The sequence below is a fragment of the Mesorhizobium sp. M0408 genome, from assembly GCF_040321495.1.
GTDB lineage: Bacteria > Pseudomonadota > Alphaproteobacteria > Rhizobiales > Rhizobiaceae > Mesorhizobium.
This window is the reverse complement of the sequence record NZ_JAMYRO010000006.1, coordinates 232,326-249,561: the sequence shown is the minus strand read 5'-3', so window position 1 is coordinate 249,561 and position 17,236 is coordinate 232,326. Positions and strand designations below refer to the sequence as shown.

Here is a 17,236-nt window from a genome sequence, read left to right as displayed (position 1 = left end):
CGATGCGCGCTCGCCGTCCGTCGACGAGCCATCGCAGTGCGTCCGGGCCGCTTCGCGCTGCCCGGCGCATGGCTCTGCTCCTCCTTTGCGGCCTGTCAGTCGCGACCGTCATGCCGGCGGCGACAGTGGCGCAGGACTTGGCCGCCGCGCGGTCATCCCAACGCGATCCGTTCGGCGCGCATATCGCAGAAGCCTCGCACCGCTTCGGCGTTCCGACAGCGTTGATACGCGCCATCATGCGCAGTGAGAGTGCGGGCGACGTGCGCGCCGTCTCCAGCGCCGGCGCCCGCGGCTTGATGCAGATCATGCCCGGTACATGGGATGATCTGCGCGCCCGCTGGTCGCTTGGTCGCGATCCGTTCGATCCCCGGGACAACATCCTGGCGGGAACGGCGTATCTGCGCGAACTGCACGATCGCTTCGGCTCGCCGGGATTTCTGGCCGCCTACAACGCGGGGCCTGGGCGCTACACAGCCTATCTTGCGGGGCGTCCACTACCGGCCGAGACCCGCGCCTATGTCGCGGCACTTGCCCCGTTTGTCGGAGGCCGCGCGACCATCCGCCCTTTCGCCGTCACGTCTGCCGAGGCCATTCCCTGGAAGCATGCATCGCTTTTTGTAGATCGGCCGGGTCGCGAACAGGCTGTCGCCCCCGTACCGGCCGTGCGACCGCCAAATGACGCTGGCTCTGCCGCTCCAGTGCGCGATGTCGTCGCCATCGCGCCGCTGTCCGCGAGTCTCTTCGTGGCGCGATCAGGCGAAGGAATCCAGCCATGAGCGCGTATCGGCGTTTTCGCGCAACCGCAAGCTCCAGCGCACCGTGGCGGGAATGGAGGCGGAAGGTGGGCAGAACAACCGAACAACCGGAAGATGGCGAGATAAAAGGCCGCGAGGTGCGGCCTCGGTCGGTCGGCGGATTTCAAGGGTTCTTGCAGCGATTTCGCGAGGTGCGGGTTTTCCTCGCACCTCGCGACAACGCCGATTTCCGCTGGATCTCAGCGTTTTGGAGCGATGTGCGGGGTCTCGGATATGAGCGGTGAGGACGAATTCCGTATCCGGCCCGGCCGCATCCGTTCGTCCGGCGCGCAGCGCGCCAGGCCCTTCATCGCGCAAGCGCTTGCCGCCGCCCAGAAGGCCGGCGCCCTTATCTCTCGCTCCGGCCGGATCAGCCTGGGCCATCGCTCGACGTTCGGGCGTGGCCGCTCGGCGAGCGTGCGCGCCAATCGTCTCCTCACCGGCCGCTCGCGAACCGTAATCATCAAGACACGGCTGGTGCGCCATCACGCGCGCGGCGCCCCGCTTGCCGCCCATCTCTCCTATCTGCGCCGCGAGGGCGTCACCCGTGACGGGGAAAAGGCAAGGCTGTTCGGGCCGGAGACCGGGGAGGTGGATGGCGGTGCTTTTGCCGAGCGGTGCGGCGATGATCGGCACCACTTCCGTTTTATCGTCTCTCCGGAGGATGCCGTCGACATGGCGGACCTCAAATCCTTCGCCCGCGATCTGATGGGCCAGATGGAAAAGGACCTCGGCACAAAACTTGATTGGGCCGGCGTCGATCACTGGAACACCGACAATCCTCATCTTCACATCATCCTGCGCGGCCACACTGATGACGGGCAGGATCTCGTGATCTCCCGCGATTACATCAAGGAGGGGATGCGCGCCCGCGCGGCCGATCTCGTTACCCAGGAACTCGGCCCGCGCACAGATCTCGACATCCGCCGCAATCTGCAGCGTCAGGTCGAGGCCGAACGCTGGACCCAGCTTGACCGCCAACTTGTTCGCGACGGCCGCGAGACAGGCGTGGTCGACCTTGCCTCCTCTGCGAACGCCCAGCCCGATGAGTATCACGTGCTGAAGGTCGGGCGGGTGCGCAAGCTCGAAACCCTTGGCCTTGCCGAACAGGTCGGCCCGGGCCAATGGATGATCGACGACAGGGCCGAGGCGACGCTGCGCGAACTTGGCGAGCGCGGCGACATCATTAAGCGGATGCACCGCGCCCTGACAGAACATGGCATCGAGCGCGGCGGGGCGAGTTATGTGCTGGCTGCGGAGCGCCTAGACACGCCGATCGTCGGTCGGCTGGTCGACCGCGGCCTCGATGACGAGCTGAAGGGTAGCGCCTACGCCGTGGTCGATGGCGCCGACGGCCGCACCCATCACATCAAGCTGTCCGATCTTGACGCCGCCGGCGACAGCGCTCCGGGTTCCATCGTTGAGCTGCGCAAGTTCCATGACGCGCAAGGACATGGGCGCGTGGCGCTCGCTGTCCGTTCCGATCTCGATATTGAGCGGCAGGTTACCGCCGCCGGCGCGACCTGGCTTGACCGTCAGAATATCGCCCGCGAACCGATTGCGCTGTCGGAATCCGGTTTCGGCGCCGAGGTACGGCAGGCAATGGAGCGCCGTGCCGACCACCTCGTCCAACAGAGTCTCGGCGAGCGGCATGGCCAACGCACAACCTTCACCCGCAACCTGATCGACACGCTGCGTCGCCGCGAGTTGGAGGCGTTCGGCGAAAAGCTCTCGGCCGAAACCGGCCAGTCCTTCAACCGCGCCCGCGGCGGCGAATATGTCACCGGTTCCTACCGGCAGCGCTTCACGCTCGCCTCCGGCCGCTTCGCCATGATCGATGACGGCCTCGGTTTCCAACTGGTGCCTTGGACGCCGTCTCTCGAAAAGCATCTTGGCCGCCACGTCTCTGGCGTCGCTCGCAATGACGACGGCATCGACTGGAGTTTCAGCCGCAAGCGGGGCCTCGGCCTCTAACCTCATGTTGAAGAAAGGACTGCGGCATGTCCGCCACCAAGATACTCTGGGCCCAGATCCTCGCGGTCGTCGCGATCGTGCTTTTCACGACCTGGGGCGCGACACAATGGGTGGCCTGGCGACTGGCTTTCCAGCCCGAGCTCGGCAGGCCATGGTTCCATGTCCTGGGCTTTCCATTTTATCTTCCGCCGTCCTTCTTCTGGTGGTGGTACGGCTTCGATGCTTACGCTCCGTCGATCTTCGTGGAGGGAGCCTTTATCGCGGCGTCCGGCGGTTTCGCCTGCGTCGCCGTCGCCATCGGCATGTCGGTCTGGCGGGCTCGCGAGGCCAAGAAGGTCGAGACCTACGGCTCCGCCCGCTGGGCCGACAAGCAGGAGATCAAGGCAACGGGCCTTCTCGGCTCCGATGGAGTGGTGCTTGGGCGATTTGACAGCGCCTATCTACGCCACGACGGACCGGAGCATGTCCTGTGCTTTGCGCCGACACGTTCGGGCAAGGGCGTCGGCCTTGTGGTCCCGTCGCTGCTGACCTGGCCGAGCTCCGCGGTCGTCCATGACATCAAGGGCGAGAACTGGCAGCTCACCGCGGGCTTCCGCGCCAGGCATGGCCGGGTCCTGCTGTTTGATCCAACCAATCCGAAATCCTCATCCTACAACCCGCTGCTCGAGGTGCGCCGCGGCGATTGGGAAGTCCGCGACGTTCAGAACATCGCTGACATCCTGGTCGATCCAGAAGGCTCGCTCGAGAGGCGAAACCATTGGGAGAAAACCAGCCATGCCCTGCTGGTGGGCGCGATCTTGCATGTCCTCTACGCCGAGCAGGACAAGACGCTTGCCGGCGTCGCCGGTTTCCTCTCCGATCCAAAGCGTCCGATCGAATCGACGCTGTCCGCGATGATGAAAACGGCGCATCTGGGTGACGCGGGTCCACACCCGGTCATCGCCAGCGCCGCGCGAGAGCTGTTGAACAAATCAGACAACGAGCGCTCCGGCGTACTCTCCACCGCCATGTCGTTCCTTGGCCTCTATCGCGATCCTGTCGTGGCCGAGGTCACGCGCCGCTGCGACTGGCGCATCACCGACCTCGTCGACGACAAGCATCCGACGACACTTTACCTCGTCGTGCCGCCCTCCGACATCAACCGGACCAAGCCGCTCATTCGCCTGATCCTCAATCAGATCGGTCGCCGTTTGACAGAAGATCTCCAGGTGAGGGCGAAAGGGCAACGGCTGCTCCTGATGCTCGACGAGTTCCCGGCGCTTGGCCGCCTCGACTTCTTTGAGTCGGCGCTCGCCTTCATGGCCGGCTACGGCCTGAAAAGCTTCCTGATCGCTCAATCCCTCAATCAGATCGAGAGGGCGTACGGCGCGAACAACTCGATCCTCGACAACTGCCACGTCCGGGTAAGCTTTGCCACCAATGATGAGCGCACCGCCAAGCGGGTATCCGACGCTCTGGGAACAGCGACCGAGATGAGGGCCATGAGGAACTATGCCGGCCACCGGCTGTCGCCGTGGCTCGGTCATCTCATGGTCTCCCGTTCGGAGACGGCTCGCCCGCTGCTCACGCCTGGTGAAGTGATGCAGCTGCCGTCCACTGATGAGATTGTCATGGTCTCGGGTGCACCGCCGATCCGCGCCAAAAAGGCGCGCTACCATGAGGATGCTCGCTTCCGGGAGCGTATCCTGCCGCCGCCGGTGCTGACGGCGGCGGCGGAGGGGAGACAGGACGACTGGACCAGACTGCCTCTGCCTTCCCGTCCCCGGATGGCTGAAGCGTCGTCGGTGCCCTCGGCCGCGGATGAGGATCCAACCGAATCCGAGCGTCGACGGCAACCCGAGCTCAGTCGCGTCGAGCAGGTCGTGAAGTCTTCGACCGAGAACGAGTTCGAGATCGATCACCTCGACGACGCCGACGAAGACAATGTTGCCCGCAATCGTCCATTGACGCGCCTCATGCAGGGCCTTGCGCGGCAGGCGTCGCTCGACCCCGGCGACGGTGTGGATATGTGAGGCTCCGATGGCAAAGGCACCCCGCAAACAACGCCTGTCCGTCTATCTCGATCCGAAGGTCATGAGCAGGCTGGCCGAACATGCGGCGCGCCGTGATCTTTCCCGGTCGCTTGTCGCGGAGGCGGCCATCGAGTCGTTCCTCTCACCCGATGCCGCCGAGCGACAGGAGGCGGCGATCACCAAGCGGCTTGACCAGCTCGATCGCCGTATGACACGCCAGGAGCGCGATGTCGCGATTGCCGTGGAGACGCTCGCTGTTTTCGTCCGCTTCTGGCTGGCGACGACACCAGCGCTGCCCGAGCCCGCGGCGCAGGCGGCCCACGCCAAGGCTGGCGAGCGCTATGATGCATTCGTCACCGCACTCGGCCGGCGCCTGGCAAAAGGTCCAAAGCTTCGGCAGGAGATCTCCGAGGACATCGATGGCGGTCTCGACGCAATGCAGCCCGGCGTGCCCGTGCGATAGAGGGACAGGCGGATCGCGGGCGGCGCAGATCAGCGTCTGCAAGCCTATTGTTCAGGTCTCGGCAATCAGCGCGAGGTTTTTCAGGTGCGCGTCAATCGCGTCGGCGACGGCGCGCGCGACTGGGAGCGTCTTCTTCGCCTCCGGCCATTCGTCGCGGAACCGGGTGACGGTTTCGCGTGCGGTATCGACGACCAGTCTCTCGGGCAGGTGCGCCTTTGCCGCGAGGTAGCGGAGTTCGTCGAGCGAGAGCTCGCGCATCCGCTTGGTTCGGGCATATTTGATCGCGGCGAACTCGTCTTGGATATAGGGGATTGTCGACACGAAATCATAGGCTGGAGCGAGCGCCGCCGTCCGCCGATCGGGATAGATCATCGACCAGTTCTTGAGGTGCATGTCGGCATTGCCGATCAGCGTGTTGAAGACGAGCCGTCGGATGAACTCGCAGGCGCTGTCGTCTCCGGCCTCAACGCCAAGCACGGTCGCAATGTTGCGTGCGCTTGCGCGCTTGTATTTGTCGTCCGGCCAGACGCCGAACACCTGGGCGAAATCCTCGATATGCACCGGACCGTTGTCGGTGCGGTCGAAGCGCCGGATGGCGAGCGCCTGGCCCTTCAGGTTCGAGATCCCCTCGGGCAGGCCGTCGATCGCATCGACGTCGAGGAGTTGGAGTTCCGGCACATCCATGCCGAGCCTGGCCGCGAGGCTCATCATCGAGAATTCATTCTCGGGCACACCGCCGTAGAGCTGCGAGGGAAGTTTGACGATCCACGAACCGCCAGTGCCGTCAGCTGGGATCGTAAGCCCGCCGCCCTTTCCAGCGTTTTTCACCGCCGAGAACTTCAACTGCACGCCCGCGAGCGAAAATCGCAGGGCATTGGTTCGACGCGTGCGGCGCGCTTGCTCGTCGCCCTCGTCCTTGAGGTCTGGCCAGGCTTCTGCGTCCACCGGCACGATGGTGAGCGCGCCGGGAAGGTCGCGGCCGAGAATCCAAAGCAGGAAGAATTCGCGCTTTTCGTTCACGCCCGCCCGTTCGGCAAGATAGGCCCGCATCGGCCCTTCGGGCAGGAGGTTCGCAAAGAAGGGGGGTACCCTCACCTGGACCGGTCGGAATTCGGTCAGGAGCTGGCCGAACTGGTCCTTGAACGAAAGGCTAAGCGTCGGCCGCTCTGGATTGTCGATATAGGCCTTGTCGAAGACGAACAGCGTGCGGTCGCCCGCAATGAGCGTGAGCGTTCCGATCTTCTCGCCGTAGAGGCGGGCATCGAGGACGGAGACGTCAGGCATCCTCGTCATCCTCGTCGAGATCGTAGGCCGGACGCGGCGCTTCCGGGAGCGCGTGGGCGATCCTGTTGCGCAGCCCTTTAAGGTGCTGCGAGGCGCGTTCGACGACGGGAAGCGCCGTAGGACCGGCCGGTAGTTTCATCAATCTGTCGGCGATGGCGCGAAGTGCCTCGAGGTCCGTTTTGCCGAGCTTAAAGTTCGCAAGCTCGCGCAGCGTCTGATCGAGACGCCGGATTTCGGGAGCGTCGGGGTCATCGCGGCTTAGTCTTGCGAGGGCTGCCTGGGCGCGATGAAAAACCTGGGAACGCTGGCGGGCTTCGCGGTCGAGTGTGGCGGAAGCGCTGCTGACGATGGCTTCGACCGCCGGCAGGGCCTTGCGCGGCACCAGGACCAGTTCGTAATCGAGCGCCCGTGCGAACTCAACCAGGCTTGAAAGCCTCAGGTCGGTGGCGCCGCTCTCGATCTTCGAAATATGGCTTTGCGGAACTCCGATCCGGGCGCTGAGGTCGCGCTGGCTCAGCCCACTAAGCTCGCGGGCGCCACGGAGTGTCTGGAGAATCTCGTCTGTCGCATAGGGCATTGATATGTCTTTGTATATAAGTCTTGGTTTGTGATACACTTTAATATATCACCTCGCGGGAGAATCGCAAGGGCCGATATACAAAAACGTATCAAGCATATTGGATGATATGTTTTAATAGATCATGCTTGGTCACCCAACGGCTTTGGTAGGGGCTTGAACAGCCGCAGTTGAGCGTTGATCCCGCGTGCGAACCGCATGGAAGAATCGTCGCCTTGCAGGGCGTGCGGCGACAACGGAACAGATTTGGCGCGAGATCGTCAATGCTGGTCGCCGGACGATCCCGCCGATCTCCTGTATTTGCACGCTACGCCACTACGCCTCGACATAGGTGTTGAAACCACTCGTGATGCGGCTCTCTTAATCATCCCCGTCCAGGGGCCGCCCATGTTCCCCCGGATCGAAACGGGGACAGGATGGCAGCTTCGCCTCACAATTCAGAAGGTCTGGCGCGCGGTGCACGCATGTTGCGCACAGCGCTCGGACCTGCGATCGCAAGCTATCTCGACGACGCGGGCATCGTCGAGGTGATGCTCAACCCCGATGGGCGCTTGTGGATCGACCGTCTGTCCGAGGGGTTGTCCGACACAGGAGAGCGCCTGTCGGCGGCGGACGGCGAGCGCATCGTTCGCCTCGTCGCTCATCATGTCGGTGCCGAAGTCCATGCCGGCGCCCCCCGCGTCTCGGCCGAGCTGCCCGAGACGGGCGAGCGGTTCGAGGGGCTTCTTCCTCCCGTCGTCGCAGCGCCCGCCTTCGCAATCCGCAAGCCTGCCGTCGCCATCTTCACCCTCGAGGATTATGTCGCGGCCGGGATCATGTCGGAGCGCCAGGCGGACGCGCTGCGCCAGGGCGTTGCCAACCGCGCGAACATCCTGGTCGCTGGCGGCACATCCACGGGCAAGACCACGCTGATCAACGCGCTGCTGGCCGAAGTGGCCAAAACCGTCGATCGCGTCGTCATCATCGAGGATACGCGCGAGCTGCAATGCGCAGCGCCAAATCTCGTGGCGATGCGCACGAAAGACGGCGTCGCGTCGCTCTCCGATCTCGTTCGTTCATCGCTGCGCCTGCGCCCCGACCGCATTCCGGTCGGCGAAGTGCGCGGAGCCGAGGCGCTCGAGCTGCTCAAGGCCTGGGGTACCGGCCACCCCGGCGGCCTCGGCACGATCCACGCCGGCAGCGCCATTGGCGCGCTGCGACGGATGGAACAGCTCATCCAGGAAGCCGTGGTCACGGTGCCGCGCGCGCTGATCGCCGAGACGATCGACCTGGTTGCCGTCCTTTCCGGCCGCGGCTCCGCGCGCCGATTGTCCGAACTCGCCCGTGTCGATGGCCTTCGCCCGGACGGCGATTACAGCGTCGCGCCTGCCGTCATCGAGGGCGACGACATCCCGACCTTGCTCATCCAAAGCCCCGAAGGAGAAAACCCGTGACCCAACGCCTGCGCCTCGCGCGCCATCGTCTCGCCATGACCGTTTCCGTTGCCATGCTCTTCCTGGTGATGGCCGCGCCCGCCCATGCCTCCGGCTCGTCGATGCCGTGGGAACAACCGCTGCAACAGATCCTCCAGTCGATCGAAGGCCCGGTGGCCAAGATCATGGCGGTGATCATTATCATCGTCACCGGCCTGACCCTCGCCTTCGGCGACACGTCGGGCGGCTTCCGCCGGCTCATCCAGATCGTGTTCGGCCTGTCCATCGCTTTCGCTGCGTCGAGCTTCTTCCTCTCGTTCTTCTCGTTCGGCGGCGGAGCGCTGGTCTGATGGCGGGGACTGTCGAACAGGACGGCCCAATGCCGGATTATGCAGTGCCGGGCTATGCGGTCCTCGTGCACCGGGCGTTGACCGAGCCGATCCTGCTCGGTGGCGCCCCGCGGGCCATTGCCATCATGAACGGGACCCTCGCGGGCGCCGTAGGGCTCGGACTGCGTCTGTGGCTCGTCGGCATCGCCATCTGGGCGCTCGGCCATGTTGCCGCCGTCTGGGCCGCCAAGCGCGATCCACTTTTCGCCGACGTCGTTCGCCGGCATCTGCGCATCCCGGCGCATTTCACTGTCTGAGCGAGGTCGCAAAACGATGATGAACCTTGCCGAATATCGCAATCGGAGCAGCCGGCTCGCCGACTTCCTGCCTTGGGCCGCATTGGTCGGCGCCGGCGTCGTCCTCAACAAGGATGGCAGCTTCCAGCGCACCGCGCGTTTTCGGGGTCCCGATCTCGACAGCGCCGTCCCGGCTGAACTGGTCGCTGTCGCCGGGCGGCTCAACAATGCCTTGCGCCGCCTCGGCTCCGGCTGGGCGATCTTCGTCGAGGCACAGCGCCATGCCTCGACCCGCTATCCCGACAGCAGCTTTCCGGATGCAGCCTCCACGCTGGTCGATGCGGAGCGCAAGGCGGGCTTCGAGGAGGCTGGCGCGCATTTCGAGTCCAGCTACTTCCTGACACTCACCTATCTTGCGCCCGCCGAAGACACTGCGCGCGCGGAAAGCTGGCTCTACGAAGGGCGCGAGAAGAAGGGCCTGGACCCCCATGAGGTACTGTCCGGGTTCGCCGACCGCAGCGACCGCGTCCTGCGCCTCGTCGAAGCCTTCATGCCGGAGTGCCGCTGGCTCGATGACGCCGAGACGCTGACCTATCTGCATGGCTGCGTCTCGACCAATCGCCACGGTGTCCGCGTTCCCGAAACGCCGATGTATCTCGATGCCATGCTGGCCGACCAGCCGCTGACCGGCGGGCTCGAGCCGCGGCTTGGCGCGTCGCATCTGCGCATTCTCACGGTCACGGGGTTCCCGACCGCGACCACGCCGGGTCTGCTCGACGAACTGAACCGGCTGGCCTTCCCGTATCGCTGGTCGACACGCGCGATCCTGCTCGACAAGAACGATGCGACCAGGCTGCTGACAAAGATCCGGCGTCAATGGTTCGCCAAGCGCAAATCGGTCGCGGCGATCCTCAAGGAGGTGTTGACCAACGAGGCGTCCGTCCTCGTGGACACCGACGCCGCAAACAAGGCCGCCGACGCCGACATGGCGCTGCAGGAACTCGGCGCCGACTATGCGGGCATGGCCTATGTCACCGCGACGGTGACGGTGTGGGATGATGATCCCGGCACCGCCGACGAAAAACTGCGCCTGGTGGAAAAGGTCATCCAGGGCCGCGATTTCACGGCGATTATCGAAACCATCAACTCAGTGGATGCATGGCTCGGCAGCATGCCGGGGCATGTCTACGCCAACGTCCGTCAACCTCCCATCTCCACCCTCAATCTCGCCCACATCATCCCGCTTTCCGCGGTGTGGGCGGGCGAGGTGCGGGACGAGCATCTTGCAGCGCCCCCTCTGCTCTTCGGCAAGACCGAAGGCTCGACCCCGTTCCGGCTTTCGCTTCACGTCGGCGACGTCGGCCATACGCTGATCGTCGGCCCGACCGGCGCCGGCAAGTCCGTGCTTTTGGCACTGATGGCGCTGCAGTTCCGCCGCTATGCGGGGTCACAGGTTTTCGCCTTCGATTTCGGCGGTTCGATCCGCGCCGCGGCACTTGCCATGGGCGGCGACTGGCATGATCTCGGCGGCGATCTCAGCGATGGGGCGATCGACAGCGTCAGCCTTCAGCCGTTCGCCGGCATACACGATGTCCCCGAGCGCGCCTGGGCCGCCGACTGGATGGTGGCAATCCTGACGCGCGAGAATGTGACGATCACCCCTGAGGTCAAGGAGCATCTCTGGACGGCGTTGAGTTCTCTGGCCTCCGCACCTGTCGAGGAGCGCACCATCACCGGTCTGGTCGTGCTGCTGCAATCAAACGATCTCAAGCAGGCATTGCGCCCCTATTGCGTCGGAGGTCCCTATGGCCGCCTGCTCGATGCCGAGCACGAGCATCTCGGATCGGCGTCGGTCCAGGCATTCGAAACCGAAGGGCTGATCGGAACGGGTGCTGCGCCCGCGGTCCTGTCCTATCTCTTCCATCGCATCGAGGACCGGCTCGATGGCTCGCCAACGCTCCTCATCATCGACGAAGGCTGGCTTGCGCTAGACGATGACGGTTTTGCCGGCCAGCTCCGCGAATGGCTGAAGACGCTGCGCAAGAAGAACGCCAGCGTCATCTTCGCCACGCAGTCGCTCAGCGACATTGACGGCTCGGCGATCGCGCCCGCGATCATCGAGAGTTGCCAGACCCGGCTTCTGCTGCCCAACGAGCGCGCCATCGAGCCACAGATCACGGCGATCTATCGTCGCTTCGGCCTCCACGACCGGCAGATCGAGATCATCGCGCGGGCGATGCCGAAGCGCGACTACTACTGCCAGTCCCGTAGGGGCAACCGGCTGTTCGAGCTGGGACTGTCGGATGTGGCGCTCGCGCTCTGCGCTGTATCCGCGAAGACTGACCAGGCCGCGATCGCCCGCATCGTCGCTGAGCACGGCCGCGACGGGTTCCTCGCAGCCTGGCTGACCCACCGCAACGTTGGCTGGGCCGCTGAACTCGTTCCCGCCCTAAGCAGCCCCGCCCTCATCAACAAGGAGAAGTCCCCATGAAACAGCGCCGTTCCCTTGCCATGCGGTTCGCCGCAGCACTGCTTGCCGCGCCCGCCGCGCTCTCGCCCATGCTGGCGACGCCCGCACAAGCCTTGATCGTTTTCGATCCCTCGAACTATTCGCAAAACGTCCTGACGGCAGCGCGCTCGCTCGAGCAGATCACCAACCAGATCACCTCGCTTCAGAACCAGGCGCAGATGCTCATCAACCAGGCCCGCAATCTCGCAAGCCTGCCGCTCTCCTCGCTGCAACAGCTCCAGCAGTCCGTGCAGCGTACGCAGCAATTGCTCGGCCAGGCGCAGAACGTCGCCTATGACGTGCAGCAGATCGATCAGGCCTTCCAGCAGAAATACGGCAACGTCTCGCTGTCGGCTTCGGATCAGCAACTCGTCGCCGACGCGCGCTCGCGCTGGGGCAACACGGTTGGCGGCCTTCAGGATGCCATGCGTGTGCAGGCGGGCGTCGTTGGCAACATCGACACCAATCGCACGCAGATGTCGGCGCTGGTCGGCCAGAGCCAGGGTGCGACCGGCGCGCTTCAGGCGGCACAGGCCGGCAACCAGCTCCTCGCGCTTCAGGCGCAGCAGCTTGCCGATCTCACCGCTGTCGTCGCCGCGAACGGTCGGGCGCAGGCGTTGCAATCGGCCGAACAGGCCACCGCGGCCGACCAGGGCCGCGAGCAGCGCCGCCGCTTCCTGACGCAGGGCTCGGGCTACCAGCCCGGCAATGCGCAGATGTTCTATGGCCAGAACTGAGGCCGGCGCGATGGATGGCAAGATCCTCGCTCGCATCGGCGCAGTCGTCTTCATCGCAGTCGCTTTGACAGTGACCGCAATCGAGATGAGCAGCAAGGACGATGAGGCTGACGCCCTTGCGACGCGGGACCGTTCCATCGCGTCACAAGACCCACTCGCGGCCGAATTACGCCGCTGTTCCGGGATCGGCGAGGCCGGTCCTCGCGATCCCGGTTGTCTGAAAGCGTGGGCAGACAGCCGGCGCCGGTTTCTCCGTCAACGTGACTCGGCAACCGCGCCTGCTCCGGTGGCGCCGAAAACGTTATTCCCTGATGTGCCGGCGTCAGCCGACCGGAAAGAAGGGGAGCGGATGGATGTGACCGCTCCCGCGATGCAGGTCGAGCCGCCCCGGCCGGAGGCTCGCTGATATGGGCGGCATGGGCGTCATCGACCATTTCCTCGAAGTCTTCACGCGCTACATCGACGGCGGCTTCGGCCTGCTCGGCGGCGAGGTCGGCTTCATCGCGACGACCCTGATCGTCATCGACGTGACGCTGGCGGCGCTCTTCTGGTCCTGGGGTGCCGACGACGACATCATGGCGCGTCTCGTCAAGAAGACGCTCTTCGTCGGCGTCTTCGCCTATCTCATTTCGAACTGGAACAATCTCGCCCGCATCGTCTTTGAAAGCTTCGCCGGGCTTGGCCTGAAGGCCTCGGGTACGGGGTTTACCGTCAACGATCTCATGCGCCCAGGCAAGGTGGCACAAACCGGGCTCGATGCCGGCCGACCGTTGCTGGACTCGATCTCGAACCTGATGGGCTATTGGTCCTTCTTCGAGAACTTCATCCAGATCGCCTGCATGTTCTTCGCCTGGGCGCTGGTGCTGCTCGCCTTCTTCATCCTGGCAATCCAGCTCTTCGTCACGCTGATCGAGTTCAAGCTGACGACGCTCGCCGGTTTCGTGCTGATACCCTTCGGTCTGTTCGGCAAATCCGCCTTCATGGCCGAGCGGGTGCTCGGCAACGTCATCTCGTCCGGCATCAAGGTGCTGGTGCTCGCCGTCATCATCGGCATTGGCTCGACCCTCTTTTCCGAGTTCACTTCGGGATTCGGCGGGACCACGCCGTCGATCGACGACGCCATGGCGATCGTGCTGGCGGCGCTGTCGCTGCTCGGCCTTGGTATATTTGGACCTGGCATTGCCAACGGTCTCGTCTCCGGCGGTCCGCAACTCGGCGCGGGCGCGGCGGTCGGCACCGGGCTTGCCGCCGGCGGCATGGTCGCAGCGGGCGCCGCGGCCGGCGGCGTCGTCGTGTCCGGGGGTGCGGCTGTTACCGGCGGTGCTGCAGCGGCGGCTCGTGGCGGTGCCGCAACGGCGGGCAGGGCATCCACAGCCTACGGCCTCGGCGCGGCCGGACAGTCTGGTTTTTTCGGGGTTGCATCCGGGCTCGGCGGTGTCGCCAATGCCGGCGCGCAGGCTGCCGTCTCGCCGCTGAAGCGCGCGGCCAATCATGCGGCAGGCAGCCTGAGGCAAAGCCACACGTCCGGCGCTCGCGCTGCCTTCGAGACGACGGGCGGATCGTCCACCGCCGGCACAATCGGCGCGAACGCCGGCGAAGCCGGCTCCGCTCCCGTCGCGTCCTCCGCCACCGAAAGTCAGCCCGCCTGGGCGAAGCGGATGAAGCGCTCGCAACGCATGACCCACGGCGTCCAGGCCGCCGCCCACGCCGTTCGCAGTGGTGACAGCCATGGCGGCGGCTCCTCGATCAACCTCTCTGAAAGCAACTGAGCATGTTCAAACGACCGTCCACGCACTACGGCAAATCCCCACAACCCGAGACACCCTACCAACGCGCTGCCCAGGTCTGGGACGAGCGCATCGGTTCCGCTCGCGTGCAGGCCCGCAACTGGCGTTACATGGCCTTCGGTTCCCTGGCGCTCGCTGCGGGGTTCTCCGCCGCGCTCATCTGGCAATCCGCCAATGGCTCGATCGTGCCCTGGGTGGTGCAGGTCGATCGTCTCGGCCAGCCACAGGCTGTGGGACCCGCGATCGCCGACTATCAGCCGGGCGATCCGCAGATCGCCTTCTACCTGGCGCACTTCATCGAACAGGTGAGGTCGATCCCCGCCGATCCGGTCATCGTGCGGCAGAACTGGCTGCGCGCCTATGACTTCGCGACGCAGGGCGGGGCGTTGGCTCTCAACGACTATGCGCGCGCCAATGACCCGTTCACCAAGGTCGGCAAGCAGCAGGTTGCCGTCGACGTCTCGTCGGTCATCCGCGCATCGCCGGCGAGCTTCCGCATCGCCTGGGTCGAACGTCGCTATCAGGATGGCTCACTCGCTTCCACGGAGCGCTGGTCCGCCATTCTCACCATCGTCGTCCAGCCCCCGCGCGACGCCGACACGCTGAGAAAGAATCCGCTCGGCATCTACATCAACGCAATCAACTGGTCGAAGGAGCTTGGACAATGACGCCCACAGCCTGCAAAGCCGCCCCCTGGAAAGCAGGGCGTCAGGCATTCCTCATCCGCGCGATGCCGGCGTTCCGTAAGACAGCCTTCCCGGCATTCCTGCTTTGCACTTCGATGTTTACTGGCTGTGCCACCAGGCAGAAGCCGCCGGAGATCTCCTATGACGATCCGATCGCCGCCGTGCAGACTGTCGATCCGCCCCGGCCTGTCAAGGTGGTCGAGCTGTCAAAGCCGCTGCCGCTTCCCGGCCAGTTGAAGCCGGTCGGCAAGGAGGCAAAGCTCGAGCCGGAACCGACCGATCCGGCCGCGCGCGTGAAGCTGGCAAATGCCGCCGCGCGCGTCCAGCCTGTGGCGCAACGGGTTCATCAACTCGATGCAGGTCTATCCTTTCGTCGATGGCGCGCTCTATCAGGTCTATGCCTCGCCAGGACAGATCACCGACATCGCGCTCCAGCCCGGCGAGCAACTCGTCGGCTCCGGCCCCGTCGCCGCGGGCGACACCGTGCGTTGGATCATCGGCGATACCGAGAGCGGTACGGGCGGGGCCAAGCAAGTCCACATCCTCGTCAAGCCGACGCGCGCCGACCTTCTCACCAATCTCGTCATCAATACCGATCGGCGCACCTATCACATGGAACTGCGCTCAACGCCGTCGACCTATATGGCATCGGTTTCCTGGCAATACCCGCAGGACCAACTCATCGCCTTGCGCAGGCAGAACCAGCTGGCTGAGGCTGCACAGCCGGTCTCGACGGGCATCGATCTCGCTCGTGTCAATTTCCGCTACCAGGTGACGGGCGATCGCGCACCATGGCAGCCGTTGCGCGCCTTCGACGATGGCAAGCAGGTGTTCATCGAGTTCCCGCGCGGCATCGGCCAGGGCGAGATGCCGCCACTCTTCGTGGTCGGGCCGGAAGGCGACACGTCCGAGCTGGTGAACTATCGCGTGCGCGGCAACTACATCATCGTCGACCGGCTGTTTGCCGCCGCCGAGTTGCGCTTCGGCGCCGGCAAGAACCAGAAGCGCGTCCGCGTCTCCCGCACCGATGGGGTGAAGAGTAGTCCATTGTCATGGATGCGAAGCCCTGGTGAGGCTTCGCAAGCGACCAACGTCCGAAGAGACAGCGGAGGGCCGGCATCGTGAGCAACAAATTCGATCCCGGGAAGGAAGAAGGCCGGAGGCCCGCGAGTGACGCCCGACCGGAGGCACCGGTCGAGGATGACGCCTGGCCGTTGACAGGCGAGCCGGCCGCGGGCATGCGGCTGCGCGCCGAGCCGCCGCGCGTGACACGTCTGTCCCGCAAGGCGCTGGCCGGCTTGGGGCTCGCCGCAAGCCTCGGTATCGGCGGGGCGCTGATTTATGCGCTGCAGAACCGTCAGCAAGGCCAGTGGCAGGAGCTGTATTCGACCGACAATCGCTCGACTCCGGATGGGCTCGCCGGCCTGCCAAAGGACTATGCCGGCGTTCCGAAGCTTGGCCCACCGCTTCCCGGCGATCTCGGCCGCCCGATCCTCAACGCGCAAAATGGCGGCCCCGCGCCATCGACAGGCCCCGTTGGACCGGACCCGCAGGAGCAGCGCCGGGAGCAGGAACTGGAGGCGGCGAGGACCGCGCGTCTGTTCGCGTCCACACAAACGCGGCCCGCAAGTGACGCGACCGCCGCTCAGCCTGGAACAGGCACGACAGGCATCCCGTCACAGACCGACCTCGCCAGCCTTGGCCTCGCGCCGCAGCCGGCGACGCCCTCGGCGCAGAACCGGCAGCTCGCGTTCCTCAATCAGCCGCCGGACAAGCGCACCGTCTCGTCGGATCGTCTCGCACCGCCGGCGTCGAAGAACGTCCTGCAGGCGGGCGCCGTCATCGCGGCCGCTCTCATCACGGGGATTCGCTCCGACCTGCCGGGTCAGATTACCGCGCAGGCAACGGAGAATGTCTATGACAGCCCCACCGGCCACATTCTTCTCATTCCGCAGGGGACGCGTCTCGTCGGCCAATATGACAATGGCGTCGGCTTCGGCCAGCGCCGCGTGTTGCTGGTATGGACCAGGCTGATTTTTCCAGACGGCCGCTCCATCGTTCTGGAACGTGAGCCTGGCGCGGACGCCGAGGGCTATGCTGGCCTCGAGGACGGCGTCGACTATCACTGGGGCGAGCTGTTCAAGGCTGCAGCACTTTCCACGGTTCTAAGCATCGGCGCGCAAGCAGGCTCGTCGGGCCAGGAGAGCGACATCGTGCGCGCTCTGCGCCAGGGTGCGTCCGACAGCATCAGCCAGACAGGCCAGCAGATCGTCCAGCGACAGCTCAACATAGCGCCGACACTCACCATCCGACCGGGATACCCGGTGCGCGTCATCGTCACGCGCGATCTCGTGCTCGAACCTTACGGAGGCTGAA

15 protein-coding genes and 1 pseudogene are annotated in these 17,236 nt (G+C 65.1%); 14 read left to right on the top strand and 2 right to left on the bottom strand.

All coding sequences use genetic code 11. The features are described from left to right. Positions 1 to 2: 2 nt before the first annotated feature. From NKI67_RS09870 to NKI67_RS09855, 4 genes are all read left to right on the top strand, one after another. Positions 3 to 776 carry a lytic transglycosylase domain-containing protein gene (locus tag NKI67_RS09870; protein WP_352645196.1) on the top strand — a complete coding sequence of 258 codons (774 nt, stop codon included), beginning with the start codon at positions 3 to 5 and terminating at the stop codon, positions 774 to 776. Between the two features lie 252 nt (positions 777 to 1,028). Continuing rightward, a complete protein-coding gene (locus NKI67_RS09865) occupies positions 1,029 to 2,768 on the top strand; it encodes a relaxase/mobilization nuclease domain-containing protein (RefSeq protein ID WP_352645194.1) in 1,740 nt (579 codons plus the stop codon). A gap of 26 nt (positions 2,769 to 2,794) precedes the next feature. Beyond that, positions 2,795 to 4,780: a conjugal transfer protein TraG gene (locus NKI67_RS09860; protein ID WP_352645192.1), complete on the top strand. Its 1,986-nt coding sequence runs from the start codon at positions 2,795 to 2,797 to the stop codon at positions 4,778 to 4,780. 7 nt (positions 4,781 to 4,787) lie between these two features. Continuing rightward, positions 4,788 to 5,243, top strand: coding sequence for a ribbon-helix-helix protein, CopG family (locus NKI67_RS09855; protein WP_352645190.1), 456 nt, complete (start codon positions 4,788 to 4,790; stop codon positions 5,241 to 5,243). 51 nt (positions 5,244 to 5,294) lie between these two features. Here the strand turns inward: NKI67_RS09855 and NKI67_RS09850 are convergent, their stop codons facing one another. Next, positions 5,295 to 6,527 (bottom strand): type II toxin-antitoxin system HipA family toxin, encoded by a 1,233-nt coding sequence (locus tag NKI67_RS09850; RefSeq protein WP_352645188.1) that lies wholly within the window; start codon positions 6,525 to 6,527, stop codon positions 5,295 to 5,297. Continuing rightward, entirely contained in the window at positions 6,520 to 7,104 is a 585-nt protein-coding gene (locus NKI67_RS09845) for a helix-turn-helix domain-containing protein (RefSeq protein ID WP_352645187.1), read from the bottom strand. The genes NKI67_RS09850 and NKI67_RS09845 overlap by 8 nt, the downstream gene beginning before the upstream one ends. Positions 7,105 to 7,520: 416 nt before the next feature. Between NKI67_RS09845 and trbB the strand changes: the two genes are divergently transcribed. The 10 genes and pseudogenes from trbB (at position 7,521) to NKI67_RS09795 (ending at position 17,235) form a co-directional block, all read left to right on the top strand. Next, on the top strand, positions 7,521 to 8,537 hold the full coding sequence (gene trbB / locus NKI67_RS09840) for a P-type conjugative transfer ATPase TrbB (protein WP_352645185.1): 1,017 nt from the start codon (positions 7,521 to 7,523) through the stop codon (positions 8,535 to 8,537). 35 nt (positions 8,538 to 8,572) lie between these two features. Beyond that, the gene (locus tag NKI67_RS09835; RefSeq protein ID WP_352645252.1) at positions 8,573 to 8,866 is read left to right on the top strand and encodes a TrbC/VirB2 family type IV secretion system protein; all 294 of its coding nucleotides are present in this window, start codon (positions 8,573 to 8,575) and stop codon (positions 8,864 to 8,866) included. Beyond that, positions 8,866 to 9,162, top strand: coding sequence for a VirB3 family type IV secretion system protein (locus tag NKI67_RS09830; protein ID WP_502909333.1), 297 nt, complete (start codon positions 8,866 to 8,868; stop codon positions 9,160 to 9,162). Before NKI67_RS09835 ends, NKI67_RS09830 begins: the two co-directional genes overlap by 1 nt. Positions 9,163 to 9,178: 16 nt before the next feature. Then, positions 9,179 to 11,632: a conjugal transfer protein TrbE gene (trbE, locus tag NKI67_RS09825; protein WP_352645181.1), complete on the top strand. Its 2,454-nt coding sequence runs from the start codon at positions 9,179 to 9,181 to the stop codon at positions 11,630 to 11,632. Then, the gene (trbJ, locus tag NKI67_RS09820) at positions 11,629 to 12,387 is read left to right on the top strand and encodes a P-type conjugative transfer protein TrbJ (protein WP_352645179.1); all 759 of its coding nucleotides are present in this window, start codon (positions 11,629 to 11,631) and stop codon (positions 12,385 to 12,387) included. Before trbE ends, trbJ begins: the two co-directional genes overlap by 4 nt. Before the next feature lie 10 nt (positions 12,388 to 12,397). Next, on the top strand, positions 12,398 to 12,793 hold the full coding sequence (gene trbK-alt, locus NKI67_RS09815) for a putative entry exclusion protein TrbK-alt (protein ID WP_352645177.1): 396 nt from the start codon (positions 12,398 to 12,400) through the stop codon (positions 12,791 to 12,793). A 1-nt stretch (position 12,794) separates the two neighbouring features. Next, on the top strand, positions 12,795 to 14,156 hold the full coding sequence (gene trbL / locus NKI67_RS09810) for a P-type conjugative transfer protein TrbL (protein WP_352645175.1): 1,362 nt from the start codon (positions 12,795 to 12,797) through the stop codon (positions 14,154 to 14,156). A gap of 2 nt (positions 14,157 to 14,158) precedes the next feature. Then, positions 14,159 to 14,842, top strand: coding sequence for a conjugal transfer protein TrbF (trbF, locus tag NKI67_RS09805; RefSeq protein WP_352645173.1), 684 nt, complete (start codon positions 14,159 to 14,161; stop codon positions 14,840 to 14,842). Continuing rightward, positions 14,839 to 15,985, top strand: a pseudogene (gene trbG, locus NKI67_RS09800) (P-type conjugative transfer protein TrbG). The gene trbF and the pseudogene trbG overlap by 4 nt, the downstream one beginning before the upstream one ends. After that, positions 15,982 to 17,235 carry a TraB/TrbI/VirB10 family type IV secretion system protein gene (locus NKI67_RS09795; RefSeq protein WP_352645171.1) on the top strand — a complete coding sequence of 418 codons (1,254 nt, stop codon included), beginning with the start codon at positions 15,982 to 15,984 and terminating at the stop codon, positions 17,233 to 17,235. Before trbG ends, NKI67_RS09795 begins: the two are co-directional and overlap by 4 nt. Position 17,236: the final 1 nt, after the last annotated feature.